16 protein-coding genes are annotated in these 17,594 nt (G+C 59.7%); 10 read left to right on the forward strand and 6 right to left on the reverse strand.

Annotated elements, in window-relative coordinates:
* Positions 1–49 precede the first annotated feature (49 nt).
* The 6 genes from AB4Z13_RS16620 to AB4Z13_RS16645 all read left to right on the forward strand — a co-directional run bounded on the left by AB4Z13_RS16620 (position 50) and on the right by AB4Z13_RS16645 (position 9,160).
* A complete protein-coding gene (locus AB4Z13_RS16620) occupies positions 50–892 on the forward strand; it encodes a universal stress protein (protein WP_113324652.1) in 843 nt (280 codons plus the stop codon).
* A 168-nt stretch (positions 893–1,060) separates the two neighbouring features.
* Positions 1,061–1,558 (forward strand): xanthine phosphoribosyltransferase, encoded by a 498-nt coding sequence (gene gpt, locus AB4Z13_RS16625; protein WP_439014781.1) that lies wholly within the window; start codon positions 1,061–1,063, stop codon positions 1,556–1,558.
* Positions 1,559–1,741: 183 nt separating this feature from the next.
* A complete protein-coding gene (locus AB4Z13_RS16630; protein ID WP_439014780.1) occupies positions 1,742–2,332 on the forward strand; it encodes a hypothetical protein in 591 nt (196 codons plus the stop codon).
* A gap of 585 nt (positions 2,333–2,917) precedes the next feature.
* Positions 2,918–6,730, forward strand: a complete 3,813-nt coding sequence (locus tag AB4Z13_RS16635; protein ID WP_439014779.1) for a vitamin B12-dependent ribonucleotide reductase — start codon at positions 2,918–2,920, stop codon at positions 6,728–6,730.
* A 424-nt stretch (positions 6,731–7,154) separates the two neighbouring features.
* Positions 7,155–7,826 carry a response regulator transcription factor gene (locus tag AB4Z13_RS16640; protein ID WP_439014724.1) on the forward strand — a complete coding sequence of 224 codons (672 nt, stop codon included), beginning with the start codon at positions 7,155–7,157 and terminating at the stop codon, positions 7,824–7,826.
* Positions 7,826–9,160, forward strand: coding sequence for a sensor histidine kinase (locus AB4Z13_RS16645; protein ID WP_439014723.1), 1,335 nt, complete (start codon positions 7,826–7,828; stop codon positions 9,158–9,160). Before AB4Z13_RS16640 ends, AB4Z13_RS16645 begins: the two co-directional genes overlap by 1 nt.
* 292 nt (positions 9,161–9,452) lie before the next feature.
* On the opposite strand, the gene AB4Z13_RS16650 is transcribed toward AB4Z13_RS16645, so the two are convergent.
* Positions 9,453–10,442: a potassium channel beta subunit family protein gene (locus AB4Z13_RS16650; RefSeq protein WP_113324646.1), complete on the reverse strand. Its 990-nt coding sequence runs from the start codon at positions 10,440–10,442 to the stop codon at positions 9,453–9,455.
* A gap of 199 nt (positions 10,443–10,641) precedes the next feature.
* Complete coding sequence (locus AB4Z13_RS16655; protein ID WP_113324664.1) at positions 10,642–10,833, reverse strand: hypothetical protein; 192 nt, start codon at positions 10,831–10,833, stop codon at positions 10,642–10,644.
* Positions 10,834–11,102: 269 nt separating this feature from the next.
* Here AB4Z13_RS16655 and AB4Z13_RS16660 point away from each other — a divergent pair, with 269 nt between their 5' ends.
* Entirely contained in the window at positions 11,103–11,471 is a 369-nt protein-coding gene (locus AB4Z13_RS16660) for a hypothetical protein (protein ID WP_439014722.1), read from the forward strand.
* Between the two features lie 8 nt (positions 11,472–11,479).
* Here AB4Z13_RS16660 and AB4Z13_RS16665 read toward each other — a convergent pair whose 3' ends face one another.
* Together AB4Z13_RS16665 and AB4Z13_RS16670 are read right to left on the reverse strand one after the other, a co-directional pair.
* Positions 11,480–13,168: a dihydroxyacetone kinase family protein gene (locus tag AB4Z13_RS16665; RefSeq protein ID WP_439014721.1), complete on the reverse strand. Its 1,689-nt coding sequence runs from the start codon at positions 13,166–13,168 to the stop codon at positions 11,480–11,482.
* A 133-nt stretch (positions 13,169–13,301) separates the two neighbouring features.
* On the reverse strand, positions 13,302–13,790 hold the full coding sequence (locus AB4Z13_RS16670; RefSeq protein WP_113324643.1) for a GAF domain-containing protein: 489 nt from the start codon (positions 13,788–13,790) through the stop codon (positions 13,302–13,304).
* 117 nt (positions 13,791–13,907) lie between these two features.
* On the opposite strand from AB4Z13_RS16670, the gene AB4Z13_RS16675 reads away from it, so the two are divergent.
* Together AB4Z13_RS16675 and AB4Z13_RS16680 are read left to right on the forward strand one after the other, a co-directional pair.
* Positions 13,908–14,327: an NUDIX hydrolase gene (locus tag AB4Z13_RS16675; RefSeq protein WP_439014720.1), complete on the forward strand. Its 420-nt coding sequence runs from the start codon at positions 13,908–13,910 to the stop codon at positions 14,325–14,327.
* A gap of 97 nt (positions 14,328–14,424) precedes the next feature.
* Positions 14,425–15,030 carry a carboxymuconolactone decarboxylase family protein gene (locus AB4Z13_RS16680; RefSeq protein ID WP_439014719.1) on the forward strand — a complete coding sequence of 202 codons (606 nt, stop codon included), beginning with the start codon at positions 14,425–14,427 and terminating at the stop codon, positions 15,028–15,030.
* A 30-nt stretch (positions 15,031–15,060) separates the two neighbouring features.
* Here the strand turns inward: AB4Z13_RS16680 and AB4Z13_RS16685 are convergent, their stop codons facing one another.
* Complete coding sequence (locus AB4Z13_RS16685; protein WP_439017193.1) at positions 15,061–15,990, reverse strand: alpha/beta hydrolase; 930 nt, start codon at positions 15,988–15,990, stop codon at positions 15,061–15,063.
* 263 nt (positions 15,991–16,253) lie between these two features.
* Here AB4Z13_RS16685 and AB4Z13_RS16690 point away from each other — a divergent pair, with 263 nt between their 5' ends.
* Positions 16,254–16,676: a lipocalin-like domain-containing protein gene (locus tag AB4Z13_RS16690; protein ID WP_439014718.1), complete on the forward strand. Its 423-nt coding sequence runs from the start codon at positions 16,254–16,256 to the stop codon at positions 16,674–16,676.
* A 3-nt stretch (positions 16,677–16,679) separates the two neighbouring features.
* On the opposite strand, the gene AB4Z13_RS16695 is transcribed toward AB4Z13_RS16690, so the two are convergent.
* Positions 16,680–17,567: a LysR family transcriptional regulator gene (locus AB4Z13_RS16695; RefSeq protein WP_439014717.1), complete on the reverse strand. Its 888-nt coding sequence runs from the start codon at positions 17,565–17,567 to the stop codon at positions 16,680–16,682.
* Positions 17,568–17,594: the final 27 nt, after the last annotated feature.

The following is a 17,594-nucleotide window of genomic DNA, read 5'->3' on the forward strand; positions in this document are numbered from 1 at the left end:
GCATTCCCTTCCTCGCGGACCATCATTTCAGCCGCAAAGGAGAATTGATATGTCTTATAAAACCATTCTTGCCATTCTGGATACAGCAGACAATAGCGGCGCCGTCGCCGATTTCGCCTTTGCCATTGCCGCTGAAAGCGGCGCCCATGTGATCGGCCTGCATGCCGAAACGATTGCCGCCGTGCCGCTGGTCGCGCCGATGGAAATTCCCGATCCCGTCGCCGTGCAGGCGCTTCAGGACATGGCCCATTCAGAGACTATCGCGGTCGAGCGGATATTCCGCGCCCGTGCGGAGGCTACCGGTGTTTCCTTCGAATGGCGCGCCTTTGCGACGTCGACGGGATATGGCTCGGGATCGCTGATCGAAAGCGCGCGCAGTGCCGACCTGCTGATCGCCTCGCAGGCCGATCCCGCAAGACCCTCCGACAGCCACGTGAATGTCGACGAATTCCTGTTCGAAAGCGGACGCCCGGTACTGATGATCCCTTACATCATCCGCCAGCCGAAGCCGATCAAGCGCGTGCTGATTGCCTGGAATGGCTCGAAGGAAGCGACGCGCGCCACCTTCGATGCCCTGCCGATCCTGAAGGCTGCCGAAGCCGTGGAAATCTTCTCCGTCGATCCGGCCGAGACAGCGACACAATCGGCGACGATGGCCGGCGCCGAGATCGCCGCAACGCTTGCCCGCCACGGCGTGAATGTGACGCTTGCCACCGCCGCAAGCGGCGACAAGAACACCTCACATGTCATCGAGAACCGGCTTTCGGACGACAGCATCGACCTCCTGGTCATGGGCGCCTACACGCATTCCTGGCTCTGGCAGGCGATCTTCGGCGGTACGACAAGGACGCTTTTGCATTCCATGACGGCGCTGACATTGCTCTCGCGTTAAGGCCGCTCTTGCCTTTTGCCTCCAAATCCCGCTAATTGCGGCGACCGATGATATCAGGCTTCGGCATCCATCGCGCAGTTCCGGCTGCGCGATTTGCGTTTTGCCAGCCGATATTCACTCGGTCGCCGGCAAACGGCGTGTCGTTTCTTCATGCCGCGGAGCAGCCCGATGTCCCTTCCCGATAAAGCCTTTCCCGTTTCCTGGGATCAGTTCCACCGCGATGCGCGTGCGCTTGCCTGGCGGCTCGCCGGCCTCGGCCAGGAGTTCAAGGCGATCGTCTGTATCACCCGTGGCGGCCTCGTTCCGGCGGCGATCATTTCGCGCGAGCTGAACATCCGCCTCATCGAGACGGTTTGCGTCGCGTCCTATCATGACTACGTCAACCAGGGCGACATGGTGCTGCTCAAGGGCATCGCGCCTGAACTGATGGAAAACGGCGGTGAAGACGTACTCGTCGTCGATGACCTTACCGATACCGGCAAGACAGCCGCCCAAGTGCGCGGCATGCTGCCGAATGCGCATTTTGCCTGCGTCTACGCCAAACCCAAGGGCGTGCCGACGGTCGACACCTTTATCACCGAAGTCAGCCAGGACACCTGGATCTACTTCCCCTGGGATATGGGCTTCACCTACCAGGAGCCGATCGCCAAGGGTGCTCGCGGCTAACAGCTGCCGACGCGAGCAACCTCCGGTTTTACGACCGAAAATTGTCCCAATATTTGTCTCCCCGATAGCGGATTCCAGCCCCTGCTCGGTAACGTCCATTTTATTTTATTAGCATAACGTCAGGCAACTACCGGTCGTAAAGACCGGATGTAAAGTGGGGCTGAATGCGGTTGGGGAAGCGCAATGGCATGCTGGGGCAAGATTCGAACGGCAGCGGCCCTCGGGCTGATCGGCTGCCTGTTTCCTTATACGCCTGCCGGGGCCGAGCCGGCCTATATCAGCGTCGTGCGTGAATATGTCGAAACGCTCGTCCGGCCGATCGTCGAGGCGCCGGTCGTCGTGAAGGCAATCGAGGAGCAGAACGCCAAATTCGGCGATGTCAGCGAGATGGACATGCGAGTGCTGGACGAAACCTACCAAGCGGAGGTCGCCCAGGGCGATTTCCAGATGGTCAAGGCGCTGATGGAGAAATCCGTCTCGCATTATCTCAAATCAAAACAGGATGATTCGCAGGGAACGATCCTCGAATTCTTCGTCACCGACTGTCACGGGCTGAATGTCGGCCAGAGCACCATCACGACGGATTACTGGCAGGGCGATGAGGACAAGTTTCTCCAAACCTTCGCCCGCGGTTCGCAGGAGATCTATATCAGCCGGGCCGAGCGCGACGAGTCGACCCAGCTTCTGGAGACTCAGGCAAGCTTCGTGATCACCGACGAGATGGGCAAGCCGATCGGCACGGCGACCGTCACGATTGCCATCGACGCCCTCTAGAAAGTGCTGATTTCCTTCAACGAATCGCCATGCGCATTTGCGTCGCAAAAGCCATCCTAACTTTTGCCGCAGCCGATTTTTTTAACATTCCGGCCTTTCCCTTGCCCGAGCAGCGGCGCAAGCCCTTGTATTTTCAGGCTTCCCCAGACTTTCCCCAGTCTTCACAAGGCCATCCACAAGATGTTGTGGTTAGCAATCGGTTACGTTCCACCCCTTGACGGAATCAGCGGTTTCAAACTTAATGTTTCAGATGTTGCGGCGGCGACTGAACCGGAGGTAACGAGACCGGTTCTTCCAAGGAAAATTGAACGCAGAATCAGGGTGTTGGACCGCCAAGAGCGGTGACATCCGAAGGCATTTCTGCGCCTTATTCCCGGCCTCAAAAAGCGACATCGGGGACTGGTAAAAATAAGCTGTTAACACTATATTTAGCGTTTGCAGCCAGCCTCACCACAAGATACAGGAAAATCATCTCCGGATGACAATCCTGTCACAAGACGGAACGAGCACTGGCCGCGCGAAGGGACAACGCGTAGCCGGACGGGAATTTTGCGCCCTTTCGGGTGCCAACAAGAGGTTAAGAACATGCGCATCGAACGTCGGTTTACGAAGGCTGGTCAGGGCGCCTATGCGGATATCGAATTCCGCAAAGCGACGAGCGAGATCAAGAACCCGGACGGCTCGATCGTCTTCCGCCTCGAAAACATTGAAGTTCCCGCGCAGTTTTCCCAGGTCGCCACCGACGTTCTGGCACAGAAATATTTCCGCAAGGCCGGTGTCCCTGCCCGCCTGAAGAAGGTCGAGGAGAACAGTGTCCCCTCCTTCCTGTGGCGCTCCGTTGCCGACGACGCTGCGCTGAAGGACCTGCCGAAGGACGAACAGACCGGCTCGGAAATCGATGCGCGTCAGGTCTTCGATCGCCTCGCCGGCACCTGGACCTATTGGGGCTGGAAGGGTGGCTATTTCTCTTCCGAGGAAGATGCAGCAGCGTTCAAGGATGAGCTTGCCTATATGCTCGCCACGCAGCGCGTTGCCCCGAACTCCCCGCAGTGGTTCAACACCGGCCTGCACTGGGCCTACGGCATCGATGGTCCCGGACAGGGCCACTTCTACGTCGATCCCTTCACCGGCAAGATCACCAAGTCCAAGTCTGCCTACGAGCATCCGCAGCCGCATGCCTGCTTCATCCAGTCCGTTGAAGACGACCTCGTCAACGAAGGCGGCATCATGGACCTCTGGGTGCGTGAAGCGCGCCTGTTCAAGTACGGTTCCGGCACCGGCTCCAACTTCTCCATGCTGCGCGGCGAAGGCGAAAAGCTTTCCGGCGGCGGCCGCTCTTCCGGCCTGATGAGCTTCCTGAAAATCGGCGACCGCGCTGCTGGCGCCATCAAGTCTGGTGGTACCACGCGCCGCGCGGCCAAGATGGTTGTCGTCGACATCGACCATCCCGATATCGAGGAATATATCAACTGGAAGGTCAAGGAAGAGCAGAAGGTTGCTGCCCTCGTGACCGGCTCCAAGGTTGTCGCCCAGCATCTGAAGGCGATCATGAAGGCCTGCGTCAATTGCGAAGGCGACAACGGTGACTGCTTCGACCCGACCAGGAACCCTGCCCTGAAGCGCGAAATCCGCGCTGCCAAGAAGGACCAGGTTCCGGAAAACTACGTCCAGCGCGTCATCCAGTTTGCCCGCCAGGGCTACAAGGACATGGAGTTCAAGACCTACGACACGGACTGGGATTCGGAAGCTTATCTCACCGTCTCCGGCCAGAATTCCAACAACTCCGTCTCGATCAAGGACAACTTCCTGCGCGCTGTCGAAGAAGATGGCGATTGGAACCTGACCGCCCGCAAGGACGGCCGGGTGATGAAGACGCTGAAGGCCCGCGATCTCTGGGAAACGATTTCCTATGCCGCCTGGGCATCGGCCGATCCGGGCATCCACTTCAACACGACGATGAACGACTGGCACACCTCGCCGGCCGGCGGCCCGATCCGCGGCTCGAACCCGTGCTCGGAATACATGTTCCTCGACGACACAGCCTGCAACCTCGCCTCGCTGAACCTGCTGCAGTTCAAGGACAAGGCAACCAAGCGCATCAATATCGGCGACTACGAACATGCCGTTCGTCTGTGGACCGTCGTGCTCGAAGTCTCGGTCATGATGGCGCAGTTCCCGTCGAAGCGCATCGCTGAGCTTTCCTACGAATACCGCACGCTCGGCCTCGGCTACGCCAATATCGGCGGCCTGCTGATGTCGACTGGCATCCCCTATGACAGCGCCGAGGGCCGCGCCATTGCCGGCTCACTGACGGCGATCATGACCGGCGTCTGCTATGCGACATCTGCCGAGATGGCTGCCGAACTCGGGCCATTCCCGAATTTCGCACCGAACCGCGAGCACATGCTGCGCGTCATCCGCAATCACCGCCGCGCCGCCCATGGCGAAAACACCGGCTATGAGGCCCTCTCGGTCAACCCGGTCGCGCTGATCCATTCGGAAAACCCGGACCAGGATCTCGTCGCCCATGCGAAGGCTGCCTGGGACAAGGCGCTCGAACTCGGCGAAAAGCACGGCTACCGCAACGCGCAGGTCTCGGTTATCGCACCGACCGGCACGATCGGCCTCGTCATGGATTGCGACACGACCGGCATCGAGCCTGACTTCGCTCTGGTAAAGTTCAAGAAGCTGGCCGGCGGCGGCTACTTCAAGATCATCAACCGCGCCGTTCCGGATGCGCTGCGCACGCTCGGCTATTCCGAAAGCCAGATCGCCGAGATCGAAGCCTATGCAGTCGGCCACGGCAACCTGAACCAGGCGCCGGCCATCAACCCCTCGACACTGAAGGCCAAGGGCTTCACTGACGAGAAGGTGGAAGCTGTCAACGCTGCTCTCAAGAGCGCCTTCGACATCAAGTTCGTCTTCAACCAGTGGACGCTCGGCGCCGACTTCCTGAAGACGACCCTGAAAGTCTCCGACGAGCAGCTCAGCGACATGAGCTTCAGCCTGCTCGACCATATCGGCTTCTCGAAGAAGGACATCGAGGCTGCCAACATCCACGTCTGCGGTGCAATGACGCTGGAAGGTGCACCCTTCCTCAAGAACGAGCACCTGCCGGTTTTCGATTGCGCCAATCCTTGCGGCAAGATCGGCAAACGTTACCTCTCGGTTGAGAGCCACATCCGCATGATGGCGGCTGCCCAGCCTTTCATCTCCGGCGCGATCTCCAAGACGATCAACATGCCGAACGAGGCAACGGTCGAGGACTGCAAGAACGCCTACATGCTTTCCTGGAAGCTTGGCCTGAAGGCAAACGCCCTCTACCGTGACGGCTCCAAGCTGTCGCAGCCGCTCAACGCCTCGCTGATCGAGGACGATAACGATGAGGATGCGCTTGAGGATCTGATCCAGCAGCCGGCAGCGGCCCAGGCCGTGACGGTCACCGAGAAGATCATCGAGCGCGTGATCGAGCGTGTTTCCCGCGAGCGCGAGAAGCTGCCGAACCGCCGTCAGGGCTACACCCAGAAGGCTGCCGTCGGCGGTCACAAGGTCTACCTGCGCACCGGCGAATTCGGTGACGGCCGTATCGGCGAGATCTTCATCGACATGCACAAGGAAGGCGCCGCCTTCCGTGCGATGATGAACAACTTCGCCATCGCCATCTCGCTTGGCCTGCAATATGGCGTGCCGCTGGAAGAATATGTGGAGGCCTTCACCTTCACCAAGTTCGAGCCTGCCGGCATCGTCATCGGCAACGACGCGATCAAGAACGCCACGTCGATCCTCGACTACGTGTTCCGCGAACTCGCCGTTTCCTATCTCGGCCGTCACGATCTTGCCCATGTCGATACGTCTGATTTCTCCAACACCGCGCTCGGCAAGGGCATCCAGGAAGGCAAGACGAACCTGCTCTCCACCGGCTGGACCCGCGGCTACAAGCCGACGCTCGTTCCCGGCACCGGCGGCGAACGCCAGGCCGGCGAGCCCAAGGGCGCGGCAACGGCAGCCCCTGCCCGCGCCTCCTCGATCGGCTCGGTAACCTCCTTTGCGGGGGCAGCAGCCCGCAAGCTGGAGCCGACAGTGGCCATCTCCACCTCCGAAATCGTCGCCTTCAAGCGCGACTATGAGGAGCGTGCCAAGGAACTGACCGAGGAGATCGCCGAAGAGGTGATCGAGGAAACCGGCACCGAGGCAACCGCCCTCTTCTCCGACAAGGCCGCAGCCGACGCTGCCTCGGCCAAGACGGAAGCCAAGAAGATGGAAGCCGAACGCCGCGCCCGCTCGATCATGCAGGGCTACACGGGCAACATGTGCTCCGAGTGCCAGAACTTCACGATGGTGCGCAACGGGACTTGTGAGAAGTGCGACACTTGCGGTGCGACCAGCGGCTGCAGCTGATTTCTTCGGGAAAATTCAGGTTTCCGCGCAGCTAAATCCGGTCGGCATTTGAAGAAAAGGGTGAATTTACATCTTTCGATTGAGCAATAAGAAGAGAACAGCCTTCATTGCAGCCAATCGAAAACTGATCCGCTCGGACAGAGGTCCGATTTCCTTCAGAACAGACCAATCAGAAATCAACTCCAGGTGCGCAGGCGCCTGGAGTTTTTTGTTCAGAGGCGATTGGCAATCTCATGGGATTTGCCAGGCTCAGATCATCGCGGGAACGAGTAACGGCCAATGCTCTTGTGGCGAAAGGCGGACGATCGTGCGATCTCGTTTATCCAATTCGTCGCGACCCATGACTTCCCTCGTTCGAAACGCTCACGCCGTAATCCTGTCGCAATGGTCGTCGTGAAGATAGGATCGCAAAGGTGGACGAGACATGAAGATCCTGTTGGTCGAAGACGAGACAAGGCTGGCGGAAGCGATTGCGGCCTCGCTCACTAAGAAGGGCATAGCGGTGGATCACACCGCTCTTCTTGGGGATGCAATCGAACTGGCTCGACAACAGACCTACGATGCGATCGTGCTCGACAGACGTCTGCCGGACGGCGACGGCATCACATTCATTCCCTGGCTACGAAGCTCCAGCGTCGTAACGCCGGTCATCGTCCTGACTGCCAGAAACGAACCGAAGGAAAGAGTAGCGGGCCTCGATCTCGGCGCCGACGACTATCTGGGCAAGCCGTTTTTGATGGAGGAGCTTTTCGCTCGACTGCGCGCTGTCATGCGACGCCCGTCGGCCTTGGCGGAGCCGTCCATAGTCCTGGGGCGGATGACCGTGGATCCGATCCGGATGGACGTCATGGTCGGCGAACTGCAGCTCGACCTGCCTCGTCGAGAGCTGATGGTGCTCGTTACCCTTGCAAAGCGAAAAGGCAAGACCGTCCTCAGATCGGTGCTGGAAACCGAAATCTACAATTACGAGGAGACGATCCAATCCAACGCGCTGGATGCCCATGTATCGCGACTGAGAAAACGCTTAACTGACGCGGACGCCGGCGTGTCCATCCACAACATCCGCGGGGTCGGATACCTGCTGAAGGAACATTGATGCGATTTCCGAATACGTCGTCGCTGTGGTGGAGACTGAGCTGGCAGCTCAGCGTGCCATTCGTCGTCATCACGGCATCGGAGATCGTCGGTCTATGCATCTATGGGGCGATGATCCATTCTCCGAACGTCGGTATGCAGCGCCGGCTTCTGAATGCCCTGGAAGGGTCCTTGAACTACGAACCTGGACAAGGACTTCGCATCAAGGACAGCGAAGAGCTCGCAGCGTTGAAGAATGATACCCCCAATCTCTTTTTCTACGCTGCGGCCCCAGACGGAACGGCTGTGGCATATGGGAATATTCCGCCTGCGTACACACAGCTCACCAAGTTCGTGCCGCTTATCAAGGACGCCGACATTCGCGGCACGTCGGCAAGTGGCCCGGTGCCGGCTTCAGTCGACGACTTTGAGATCAATAAGACCGAGATCCGGGTGCTTTATGGCGGTCGCAACGGAAGCGAGTCGACATTCCTTGCGATACTCGGCAGCGCATATCCGATCTACGTGCCTCTGCTCGCGGTTACGCTGCCCGCCCTCTTCTTCGCCGTGCCGCGACTGGTCAGGCGTTCGCTCTTAGGGCTGAGCCACGTCGTACAGAAAGCTCCGGAGATCGACCCTCGCCAGCCAGGATCCCGGCTGCCGGTGGATCGGGTTCCGAGCGAGGTCGTTCCGCTTATCCATGCGTTCAATTCCGTCCTAGAGCGCCTCGAGCAGCAGTTCGCAGCCAGAGAACGTTTTCTCATCGACGCCGCACACGAGCTCCGCACGCCGATTGCCGTCATGCAGACGCGTATCGATACGACCCTGGAAGGAAGCACGCGTGACACCATGATGGATGACATCGGGCGCCTGCGGGAGACGGCGGAGCAATTGCTCGACTTCGAGCGAAGCGAGCAGTCCCCGGAGCCGTTTGAACAAGCCGACCTAGTGGAAGTCGCCAGGAACGTCGTCGCCGACCAAGCCCCGCTTGCCCTCAGAAGCGGATATGAGATCTCGTTCGACACTGAAGTGGACGAGCTTTATCGCGTGGTAAGTCCGTCGGCCATGTCACGCGCGATAGGCAACCTTGTGCGCAATGCGATCGACCATGGCGGAAATGCCGGCACGATATCGGTGCGCGTGTCCGAACGTGGAGGCATCTCGGTTTCGGACGAGGGCCCCGGCATTCCAGCACCGCATCGAGACCTCGTGTTCGAACCATTCTACAGGGTCACACCGCGGAGCACGGGTGCCGGCCTCGGGTTGAGCATCGTGAAGCAGATCGTGACCCGTCACCGAGGGAGCGTAGCTCTCGACGGCAATCCGACAGGAACAACCGTAACCATCAGCCTGTGACAGATATATTTTCCGTCCGAATCTGCCCTTTATTGTAATAGCGTCGCAAGGCAGGACCGCAGTGTCCGGTCAACGAGTTCAAAACAGGTTCTTGGCCACAATGAAATCATCAACCCATTCCACGGCGCATGCATGAGAGACCGGTTGGCGCGATAAACCGGGCCGCCACTCGTCCTGACGCGCGGTCAACGAAGCGCAGTAAAAATGAAATGGCCGAACCAACGGGTCCGGCCATTTTCCTATTGGAACAACGATAAGAGCCAGATGCTTGATCTGGATAGCCTAGCCTTGCCTAGAAGCGGCGCGGTGCTTCCGGCTTGTTTCCGACGATGCTGTCGATCCGCTCCAGCACATCTGATGTCACCTTATCCTTGTGCGAGAGGGCCGCGAGATTGTCCTGCAGCTGGCTTGAGCGCGATGCGCCGAGGATGACGGTCGAGACGTGCTTGTTGGCAAGGCACCAGAGGAGGGCAAGATGGGTGATCGACAGGCCGATCTCGTTCGAGAGCTTGGCAAGCTGGCGAACCTGGTCCAGTTGGGCGCGGCCGGCGTCGGTGGACCATTTTTCCTTCAGCCATTCGTAGCCGGGCAGGTTCATGCGGCTGTCGGCCGGCACGCCGTCATTGTATTTGCCGGTCAGGACGCCCGAGGCGAGCGGTGACCAGATCGTGGTGCCGAGGCCGATCAGGTCGTAGAGCGGGAGGTAGTCAGCTTCGACTTTCTGACGTTCGAAGATGTTGTACTGCGGCTGCTCCATGGTTGGCGGCGTGATACGCAGGTCGCGTGCGACGGCGTAGGCTTCCGTCAATTGCTGTGCGGACCATTCCGACGTGCCCCAGTAGAGCACCTTGCCCTGGGCGACGAGATCATGCATCGCGCGGACCGTCTCCTCAATCGGCGTATCAATATCCGGGCGGTGGCAGAAGTAGAGGTCGAGATAGTCGACCTGAAGCCGCTTGAGAGCTGCGTGGCAGGCGTCCGTCACATGCTTGCGCGACAGGCCGCGTTGCGTCGGCTTCTGACCACCCCAAAAAACCTTGCTCGAGACGACGTAGCTGTCGCGGCTCCAGGCGAGCGACTTCAGCGCCTCGCCCATGACGATTTCGGACTTGCCGCTTTCATATCCTTCGGCATTGTCGAAGAAATTGATCCCGCTGTCGTAGGCGAGCTTCATGAGATCGACAGCGTCGCCGCCATTGACCTGCTTACCGAAAGTGACCCACGATCCGAAAGAGAACTCACTCACCTTCAGACCCGATTTTCCCAAACGACGATATTCCATCACATATCTCCCAAAACTCATAAAATCTGCCGCCCCAAAATTGAGGTCGGCTTCGTACAATCAGGCAATGACTGATTTCGCGTAACCTATCTTATTGTCAATAATATGCGAGGCCCCGCAGTCATAAAGTCCTGCGTCCTATTGCATCACTTTTTCCGTGAGCCTATTCGGGGCCCGCGGGGCAGAACCGCGCCTCTCGCTAGTAGCTGCAAGGGCGATCGTTGCCAAATCCGCCGAGGCACGCCGGTCGGAGCCCAAAGTCGGTGCTTTGGGGCCCATACCCGATCGAACCGGTTTGTATCGAACTATCCGAGCTGGTCGTGCAGGACGAAGCGATGATTGCCACGATGACAGCTGATCCAATGACCAGCAGTTTTCGAAATTGAGACATTTGATCTACCCCCATACCGATAATCGGCGACACCGGAATGCAGCGCATATCAGTGTCGGCTAAAGAAATAGGCCGGGCCGGAGTTCCGAGAACAGCGCTGTCGATCAAGATTTCGTCATTTGCGCAGTCTGCTGAGATCGACCGTCCAGCCTTGAGCTTCTGGCGACTGCCGGGAGGCGGCTGGTGTTTTTTGCAGCATCCAATACAACTTACGAAAAGTCAGCCTCTGAAACTCAATTGCGAACCATCGCTTTTTCGCCGGGACTTTCATGCAAATTTTCAAAGCATTGCGTAGCCGCCGTCCGGACTGCGCTGCAGTTATCGGCTTGATATTCGGCCCTGACGTCGTGATGGCCTATCTTGGCCGCGGTTTGATGGCAATCGCCTATTTCGTCGGTGGCGTCTCGGTGTCCGCAGCGCTGATCTGGCTCTTTATCAGGCTTTCAATTCCAGGCGCCTACGGGACGCTTGTGGTTCTTGCCTGGCATTCGTTCGGCGCCGTTCTCGGCTATCGTGTCGCGAAATCGCTTCCAAGCGGCGGCACCTTTCCGTGGTACTCGCGGTGGTACAATATCATCCTGCTGTTTTCGGCTGCTATCTTTCCCCTGGCTATGCTTGCCAGAGGTTTCGCCTTCTAGGCGCTCAATCAATCCGCCTCAATCGCCTTGAGCCAAACCGTAACCGCTACAGCTCCGCCATCCGGATGACCGAGGGCGCGGTCGCCGAGGTAACTTGCGCGGCCCAATTTCGGCCGCATCGCCTTCGTGGCTTCCGCTCCGGCAATGCCGGCGGCAACGGCCCCCTGCCATGCGTCACGGGTCGGCTGGCCCTTTGTCAGGCTTGCGATGAAGGTATCTGCGGCGGGGCGCAAGGCATCGATCATCGTCCGGTCACCGGGCTTTGCGCCGCCGAGATCGGAGACGGCCTGGACGGTGGCGGAGAAGGCCTCGGCCATCTCGACTGATGTCGGGGTCTCAATGCCTGCGAGCTGGCGTGATGCGCGCATCAGGGCGGTGGCATAGAACGGTCCGGAGCTGCCGGCGATTGCGCGTCTGAGAGCATCGCCCATCGCCATCAATCCGCTTCCGACATCCGCGAAGGCGGCATCGGGAAGTGCGAGAACGGCTTCGGCACCGCGTTTCATGCTGGCGCCAAGATCGCCATCGCCGGTGATGCTGTCGAGTTCGGTCAGATGCGCTTCTGCGGCGATCAACGCGTTTGCCACAGCCTGCGCTGTCTTCTGAAGTTGCTTGCCGGCGGCGGTAATCGTGCGGGATTCGGGTGGGCTTTCAGCTGATCTCAACGAGGGAAGTACTCGGATGCGATTGACCGCCCCGCTTCGGGGCCATGCACTTGCAGACGTCGGTGCATCGATCAGTTCAAGCGACCTGATATCGACATGCAGGATGGAGAGCGAGAAACCCGGCATGTCCAGGGCGGACAGGAGCGTGCCGGCCCAAGCCCTTTCGACCGTGACGCCTTTGCCTTCAAGTAAAGCGAGTGTGGAACGCGCGACTATTGACAATTCCATCGGCGGGGTTGCGCCAAGACCATTGACCAGCAGGACGACACGGTCGCCCTTCTTGAGCTTGCCATCGGCTTCGATCGTTTCCAGGACGAGCGAGACGAGCTGGTCGACCGGTGCGATCGGCATGCGGCGAACACCCTGTTCGCCATGGATGCCGAGACCGACTTCGATCTCCTGTTCGCCGAGAGAGAAGCCGGGTTTCCCGACTGCCGGCAGGGTGCAAGACCCAAGTGAAATGCCCATGGATGAGAGCTGTTCGGATGCTGACCGGGCGATGCGGGCCACTTCCTCCAGTGGCAGGCCTTGCTCGGCGGCAGCACCGGCAAGCTTGTGCACCAGAACCGTGCCGGCGATGCCGCGGCGGCGGTCGGCGGGAACGGTTTCCCGGAGCGCTACGTCATCGGCAACAACGACGATCTCGACGGGAATTCCTTCCGCGCGCGCCAGTTCCGCCGCAAGGCCGAAATTCAGACGGTCGCCCGTATAGTTCTTGACGATGAGCAGCGCACCGGCCGGGCCGCTTGCGGCCATGATGCCGGCCAGAACGGCATCGGTGCTCGGCGAGGTGAAGACATTGCCAGCAACCGCCGCCGTCAGCATGCCGCTGCCGACATAGCCGGCATGCGCAGGCTCGTGGCCGCTGCCGCCGCCCGAGAGAACGGCGACTTTACGCTTGGCAGGTTCAGGAAGATCGGACCGGATTACGACATTTTCGTCGGCCAGCAATATGGTTGCCGGGCTGAGCGCCACGACCCCTTCCAACATTTCCCTTACGACGGTGGAAGGATCGTTGATCAGCTTCTTCATGGTTCTCTCCAACAACCAGCGCACCTGAACGCAATCGTCGTTCGATCAGTGACCTAGCACGATTTCCCCGAAGGTGAATACACGATCAAATCCGACGGAAACGCAGCGACGGATCGTCGCCACACCAGTCCGCTCAGAAGCGGGTTGCCGCAGCAAAGATTTCCGCCAGGCGCTCGATGCCAGCCTGGTCTTCGGCATCGAAACGGGCGGGTATCGGGCTGTCGAGATCGATGACGCCGACAATCTCATCGCCGTTCCTGATGGGAACGACGAGCTCGGAGCGGGATGCGGCATCGCAGGCGATATGGCCGGGAAACGCATGGACATCTTCCACCAGAATGGAGGCGCGCTCCTTGACTGCCGTCCCGCAAACGCCGCGGCCGATGGGGATGCGCACACAGGCAGGCTTGCCCTGGAACGGTCCGAGCACGAGTTCCTCACCCTTCAGCAGGTAGAAGCCTGCCCAGTTGAGATCGGGCATCATCTGGTACATCAGGGCCGAAGTGTTGGCGGCGTTGGCGATCATATCCGGCTCGCCTTCGAGCAGACCCTGCAGCTGCTGGGCAAGCTCTCGATAGAACTCGGCCTTGTTGTCCACTTCGATCGACGCCGCCTGGAACATTGTCACATCCACTTCCTGTTACTGAGCCGCTGATATAGGCGGTCAGGCGGGTTTTGACAAACGGCCGATCCGACTACGGCAGTTGAATTGCGGCAGCGAATCCGGTCAGATTTGCGCATGATGGAGACGATCAGAATATCGGCCGCCCTCCTGTTGCGGGGCGACGGTCACACACTTCTGGTGCGCAAGCACGGCACTACGGCCTTCATGCAGCCGGGTGGCAAGATCGAGCCGGGAGAGACGCCCGAGCAAGCCCTGACACGAGAGCTCTCGGAGGAAATCGGCGTCACCGCGAGGGCTGCCGAACTCGAATTCCTGGGGCAATTCCAGGCGCTAGCCGCCAACGAGCCGGATCATCTCGTTGTTGCCGAGGTCTTCCTGCTGCAAGTGAAGGACAACGATATCAAAGCAACGGCGGAGATCGAGGAGGTCCGCTGGATATCGCCGTCTGAACCGGGCGAGATCATCATGGCGCGGCTGACGGAACACCATATCCTGCCATTCTACCGCCAGCGGCAGAGCCAAACGGCCGGCTGAGGCACCAGGCATCCATTTTGCGGAAAGCGATGGGTGGGCAGATTGATGTCGCCGGATGCCGCTCTATTCTCCCAGTGGATCAAGGGAGGATCGTACCATGGCCTTCATTCGTACCCCAGATGCTTCCGCCAGCGAGAAGACGGCCTCGATGTACGCTTCGGCCGAAGCGAGCTACGGCTATCTGCCGAATATGTACCGCGCCTTCGGCCACCGGCCCGAGGTGATGGAGCACTGGGGAACGCTGCTTGCCAGCATTCGCGGCCATATGAGCCAGCGGCGTTATGAACTGGTGACGCTGGCGGCGGCCAGGGAGCTCAAGTCGTCCTATTGTATGCTGGCGCATGGCTCCGCGCTGCTGCGCGACGGCTTTACCAACGACAGTCTTTCGGCAGTCGCCGGTGGCAGCGAAAAAGCGCCCATCGATGCCGTCGAGCGGGCAATTATGGACTTTGCCGCCAAGGTGGCGCGCGATGCCACCTCGGTGACTCAGCAGGACATCGATGGCTTGAAGCGCCTCCAACTGAGCGACGCGGAGATCTTCGACGTGACCGCGGCAGCGGCAGCACGCTGTTTCTTCTCCAAGATGCTGGATGCGCTGGGTGCTGCACCCGATCATGCCTATGCCGAACGGCTCGATCCCAAACTTCGTCAGAATCTCGCCATCGGCCGGCCGATCGAAGGGCTGAATTCGAACCATTCGTAAGAGCGGGGTCGCGCGGTGTTGGAATGGTCCTTACTGTGCTGGCGGGTCTGCAAAATGCGTGATCGCGAACTCGGCGATCTTCTGGCCGGCCTTGTCGGCGTCATCAAGCACTGATGGGAAAAGCTGCCACTGATGCGGCATTCCCGGCCAGACCTCAGCCGTCACATCGACGCCGTCCTTGCGCGCCTTGTCGGCAAGTCGCAGCGTATCGTCGAGCAGCAGCTCGCCGGAACCGACTTGCAGCAGTAATGGCGGAAAACCCGAGAAATCGGCATATAGCGGGGAAATGTCGGGATCCGTCGCGGAATTGTTGCCGAGGTAGGCTTTACGCAGCGCCTCCAGCACATTCTTGTCCAGGACCTGATCGTTGGCGGCATTCGACGTGACCGATGCGCCTGATGCCGCCAGATCAGTGATCGGGCTGAGCGCCACGACGGCGGCCGGCAACGGCTGTCTGGAGCGCATCTGCCGCAGCACGGTTTCGATTGCGAGATTGCCGCCTGCGCCATCGCCCATAACAATGATATTTCCGTTGCTGTAGCCGCTATCAAGCAAATAGCGGTAGGCGCTCAAGGCGTCGTTGACCTGCGCTGGATAGCCATATTCCGGCGCCCGCCGGTAATCGATGAGCAATACGTCGCTGGAAGCGGCCTTGGCAAGCGAGCCGGCAAGCAGGCTGTGGCTGCGAATGGAGCCGCTGTAGAAGCCGCCGCCGTGAATGAACAGGATCACACGCCGTCCGATCGGATGATGAAGGCGCGCCGGCCAGAGAAGTTCAGCCTCAACCCCGCCAGCATCGACATGCCGGATCTGGATGCGTGTCGGTTCCGGCAGCGTTTCCATGAAGTCACGGAACGCGGTGCGCCGGTCCCTGAGGGTCTCAGCGCCCTTGAAATGTTCTTTCCAGCGGGAAACTAGCTTTTCGACCTGCTCCCGGGAGGCGGGTGTCTGTGCCGACATTTCCTGCGCCGATATTTCCAGCGGAAAGGCAGACAGCACCACGGCTGCAAGCGCTGACAGCAGCGCTGCGCGACATCCCACTTTCCACCGACTGACAGCAGAAAAAAACGGTTTTCTCATTCGCCCCTCCGGCGCTGTTCTTCCTTCGTGCGGCGCATCTTCACCACTTCACCACCGAGAGTCAAAAGGGAGTTTTGACTGATCGCATAAGTTCGTAGCCCGTATTTCTCGTTGTGCTAAACTACTTTAAGGAGGGGAAGATCATGGACAGAGCCGCCCTGCTCGGGACGTGGCGCATGATCTCGTGGACGCGAACCGTCGTTGCGACGGGAGAAGTCAGCGACGCCATGGGTGCCGATCCCATTGGATACATCGCCTATCACGCCGACGGCCGGATGATGGCCTTCGTCACCAACCGACGCCGGCCTAAACCCAACGGCAAAGCCCCCAACGACAATGAAAAGGCCGCACTTTTCGATACGATGCTGGCTTACACCGCCGCCTATACTCTGGAAGGCGACAAAGTGATCCATCATGTCGAGGCCGCCTGGAACCCGACATGGGAGCGGCCCCTTATACGCCCTGTGCATATCGAGGGCGACATGCTCGTCATCAGCGATGCACCCGGCATCGATCCTGTCACGGGAGAGGATGTCGTCTACCGGCTGGAATTCCGCAAACTCTGATACTCACTCGCCGCGGATCGCATCGATCACTGTCCGGAAGCCCGCCGAAATATGCCGCCGACTGGGATAGTAGAGGTAGAGCGGCTCCTCCGGCTGGCACCATTCGTCCAGCACCTGGATAAGCTGGCCGCTCGCAATCAGCGGCACCACCCTGCCCTCCCAGACATAGGCGAGCGCCACGCCGCTCAAGGCCGCTGCCGTCATCAATTCGTGGTCGTCGAGAGAGAGCGGGCCGGTCGGGTGGAAGGTGATGGCCTGGCCGTCCCGCTCAAAATCCCAGGGGTAACGCGCACCCGAGGGGAACATGTTCTGAATGCAGATATGGCGCTTCAGATCATGCGGCGTCTCAGGCTTTGGCCGGGTTTCGAAATAGGCGGGAGAGCCGACGACGACGAGGCGCATGCGCGGCTTGATACGCACGGCGATCATACCCTCGGTGACACGTTCGCCGAAGCGGATTCCGGCATCAAAACCTTCCTCGACGATGTCCACCAGCCGGTCCGTTGCCGCGATTTCGAGCTGCAGGTTGGGGTTCTTCATCAAGAGCGGACCGATGATCTGGCCGACGACGAAAGGCGCAATGGAATTGCCGACATTGATGCGCACACGGCCGAAGGGGGTATCGCGGAAACGGTTCAGCGCATCGAGTGCAGAACTGATCTCGCCGAAGGCCGGATCGAGATGAGAGCGAAGCAATTCGCCGGCCTCCGTCAGCGAGACGCTGCGGGTCGTGCGGTTCAGCAAGCGGATGCCGATGCGGTCCTCCAGATTGAGGACGGCGTGGCTGACCGCGGAGGCGGTAACACCCCTCTCCTCTCCTGCCTTGCGGAAGCTCTTGTGCCTGGCGACAGCGGCGAAGGCTGCCATTTCGGAAAGTTCGGTCGCTCTCATTACTGAATTTCACTCATCATAGTCTCT

This window comes from Rhizobium sp. YAF28 (genome assembly GCF_052113285.1).
Classification (GTDB): Bacteria; Pseudomonadota; Alphaproteobacteria; order Rhizobiales; family Rhizobiaceae; genus Rhizobium.